General features: G+C 65.2%; 3 protein-coding genes and 1 pseudogene. 3 read left to right on the top strand and 1 reads right to left on the bottom strand.

The annotated features are described in order from the left end of the window. Window positions 1-187, bottom strand: a 187-nt coding sequence (locus JCM9942_RS12965; RefSeq protein WP_157722920.1) for a helix-turn-helix transcriptional regulator, incomplete at its 3' end; no start/stop codon positions are given. Window positions 188-300: 113 nt separating this feature from the next. Here JCM9942_RS12965 and prpB point away from each other — a divergent pair. The 3 genes and pseudogenes from prpB (at window position 301) to prpC (ending at window position 3,010) form a co-directional block, all read left to right on the top strand. Then, window positions 301-1,187: pseudogene (gene prpB / locus JCM9942_RS12960) on the top strand (methylisocitrate lyase). A 33-nt stretch (window positions 1,188-1,220) separates the two neighbouring features. Further along, window positions 1,221-1,820 (top strand): DUF1003 domain-containing protein, encoded by a 600-nt coding sequence (locus JCM9942_RS12955; protein WP_054660171.1) that lies wholly within the window; start codon window positions 1,221-1,223, stop codon window positions 1,818-1,820. 32 nt (window positions 1,821-1,852) lie between these two features. Further along, entirely contained in the window at window positions 1,853-3,010 is a 1,158-nt protein-coding gene (gene prpC / locus JCM9942_RS12950) for a bifunctional 2-methylcitrate synthase/citrate synthase (protein WP_054660170.1), read from the top strand. Window positions 3,011-3,042 lie beyond the last annotated feature (32 nt).

Genomic DNA, 3,042 nt, shown 5'->3' with positions numbered 1-3,042 from the left:
CGGCCTGCTTGCGGCGTGCCAGCCGTTCCACTTCCGCGCGCAGATACATCCGGCTGCGCGCGTCCGGACCGGGACGTGAGCTGAGCTGGCCGCGGCTGACATAGGCGTACAGGGTGGCGGTACTGATCCCCAGCAGCGCGCAGGCGTCGCTGGCGGGAATCAGTTCGGGGCCGGAGTGTTCGGACATGACGTGTTCAATAGGTTGATTTGTTGAATCAAGATTGATCAATGATTGCGATGGTGACAGATTGGGCGCCATCGCGGAATGGCACCTCGCCTCCGCCAGGACAGGAGCCCCCCATGAGCCTTTCTTCCGCTGGCGCCGCGTTCCGCGCCGCCCTGGCCGCCGAATCCCCGCTGCAGGTGATCGGCGCCATCAACGCCAACCACGCCCTGCTGGCCAAGCGTGCCGGCTACCGCGCCATCTACCTGTCCGGTGGCGGTGTCGCCGCCGGTTCGCTGGGGCTGCCGGATCTGGGCATCAACACGCTCGAGGACGTGCTGATCGACGTGCGCCGCATCACCGATGTCTGCGACCTGCCGCTGATGGTGGATATCGATACCGGCTTCGGGCCCAGCGCGTTCAACATTGCCCGCACCGTGAAGTCGTTGATCAAGGCCGGCGGGGCCGCCTGCCACATCGAGGACCAGGTCGGTGCCAAGCGCTGCGGCCACCGTCCGGGCAAGGAGATCGTCAGCCAGGGTGAGATGGTCGACCGGGTGAAGGCCGCCGCCGATGCCAAGACCGATCCGGACTTCTTCCTGATCGCCCGCACCGATGCGATCCAGATGGAGGGCGTGGATGCGGCCATCGAGCGGGCCATCGCCTGCGTCGAGGCCGGTGCCGACGGCATCTTCGCCGAGGCGCCTACGATCTGGAAACCTACAAGCGCTTCGCCGACGCGGTGAAAGTGCCGCTGCTGGCCAACATCACCGAATTCGGCGCCACGCCGCTGTTCAGTCGCGACGAACTGGCCTCGGCCGGCGTGGCGATCCAGCTGTTCCCGCTGTCGGCGTTCCGTGCGGCCAACAAGGCCGCCGAGAACGTGTACGAGGCCATCCGCCGCGACGGCCACCAGCGCAATGTGGTGGACACCATGCAGACCCGCGAGGAGCTGTACGACCGTATCGGCTACCACGCCTTCGAACGCAGCCTGGACAAGGTGTTCGCCGGCAAGGGCGCATGATCGGGTCTTCATCGATCAACTGAGTTTTCCGCCATGGCGACCAGTGCTGCCCATTCCTCCCATGCCGCCCGCGTGGACCGGCGTGAAACCGCCCGCCAGCTGTTGCAGAAGGAGCTTGACCAGTTGCCGCCGGAGGAGCGCAACGTGGTTGAACGTTTCATCTCGCGGCGTCAGGTGGCGCGCAACGTGGTGCGTGAATTCCGCGAAACCCGCAGCCTCGGCGAGCGGGTCGCGGACAAAGTGGCGTCGGTCGGGGGCAGCTGGCGGTTCATCATCTGCTTCGGCGTGGTGCTGGTGATCTGGATGCTGGTCAACAGTGCCGTGCTGGCCAAGGCGTTCGATCCCTATCCCTACATTCTGCTGAACCTGGTGCTGTCCTGCCTGGCGGCCGTGCAGGCGCCGATCATCATGATGAGCCAGAACCGGCAGGCGGCCGTGGACCGGATGCATGCCGAGAACGACTACCAGGTCAACATCAAGTCCGAACTCGAAGTGCTGCAGATCCATGAAAAGCTCGACCTGTTGCGTTCGCAGGATTGGGCGCAGCTGGTGGAGCAACAGAACCGGCAGATCGCGATGTTGCAACGGCTGCTGGAGCAGACCATGCGCATGAACGACCGCAATCCAGATTGAACCGTGAACCCGTTTCCCCGGAGGTAAACACCATGTCAGAGCAAACCGCCGCACCGGCTTTCAAGCCCAAGAAGTCCGTCGCCCTGTCCGGCACCGCCGCCGGCAACACCGCGCTGTGCACCGTCGGCCGCAGCGGCAACGACCTGCATTACCGCGGCTACGACATCCTGGACCTGGCCAATACTAGCGAGTTCGAGGAGATCGCCCACCTGCTGGTGCACGGCAAGCTGCCCAACAAGGCCGAACTGCGTGCCTACAAGGCCAAGCTGAAATCGCTGCGGGGGATCCCGGCCGCGGTCAAGGCCGCGCTGGAGGAGCTGCCGCCATCGGCGCATCCGATGGATGTGATGCGCACCGGCGTTTCGGTGCTGGGTTGCGTGTCGCCGGAGAAGGACGACCACAACCACCCGGGCGCGCGCGACATTGCCGACAAGCTGATGGCCTGCCTGGGCTCGATGCTGCTGTACTGGTACCACTGGAGCCACAACGGCCGCGTCATCGACGTGGAGACCGACGATGATTCGATCGGTGGCCACTTCCTGCACCTGCTGCATGGCGAGCAGCCGTGCGAGTCGTGGGTCAAGGCGATGCATACCTCGCTGATCCTGTACGCCGAGCATGAGTTCAACGCCTCCACCTTCGCCTGCCGCGTGATCGCCGGCACCGGCAGCGACATGTACAGCGCCATCACCGGTGGCATCGGCGCGCTGCGCGGGCCCAAGCACGGCGGCGCCAACGAAGTCGCGTTCGAGGTGCAGAAGCGCTACGAGACGCCGGACGAGGCCGAGGCCGACATCAAGGCCCGGGTGGAGCGCAAGGAAGTGGTGATCGGCTTCGGCCACCCGGTCTACACGGTGTCCGATCCACGCAACCAGGTGATCAAGGACGTGGCGCGCGCGCTGTCGGCCGAGCAGCAGAATATGAAGATGTATGACATCGCCGAGCGCCTGGAGTCGGTGATGTGGGACATCAAGAAAATGTTCCCGAACCTGGACTGGTTCAGCGCGGTCAGCTACCACATGATGGGCGTGCCGACGGCGATGTTCACCCCGCTGTTCGTGATCGCCCGTACTGCCGGCTGGAGCGCGCACATCATCGAGCAGCGCATCGACGGCAAGATCATCCGTCCCAGCGCCAACTACACCGGCCCGGAAGACCAGGTCTTCGTGCCGCTGGACAAGCGCGGCTGACCGCGCCGCCAGGCCTCGCCCGCGCCAGCGGG

The organism is Stenotrophomonas pictorum JCM 9942 (assembly GCF_001310775.1).
GTDB lineage: Bacteria > Pseudomonadota > Gammaproteobacteria > Xanthomonadales > Xanthomonadaceae > Stenotrophomonas > Stenotrophomonas pictorum.
This window is presented reverse-complemented; position numbering and strand designations above follow the sequence as displayed.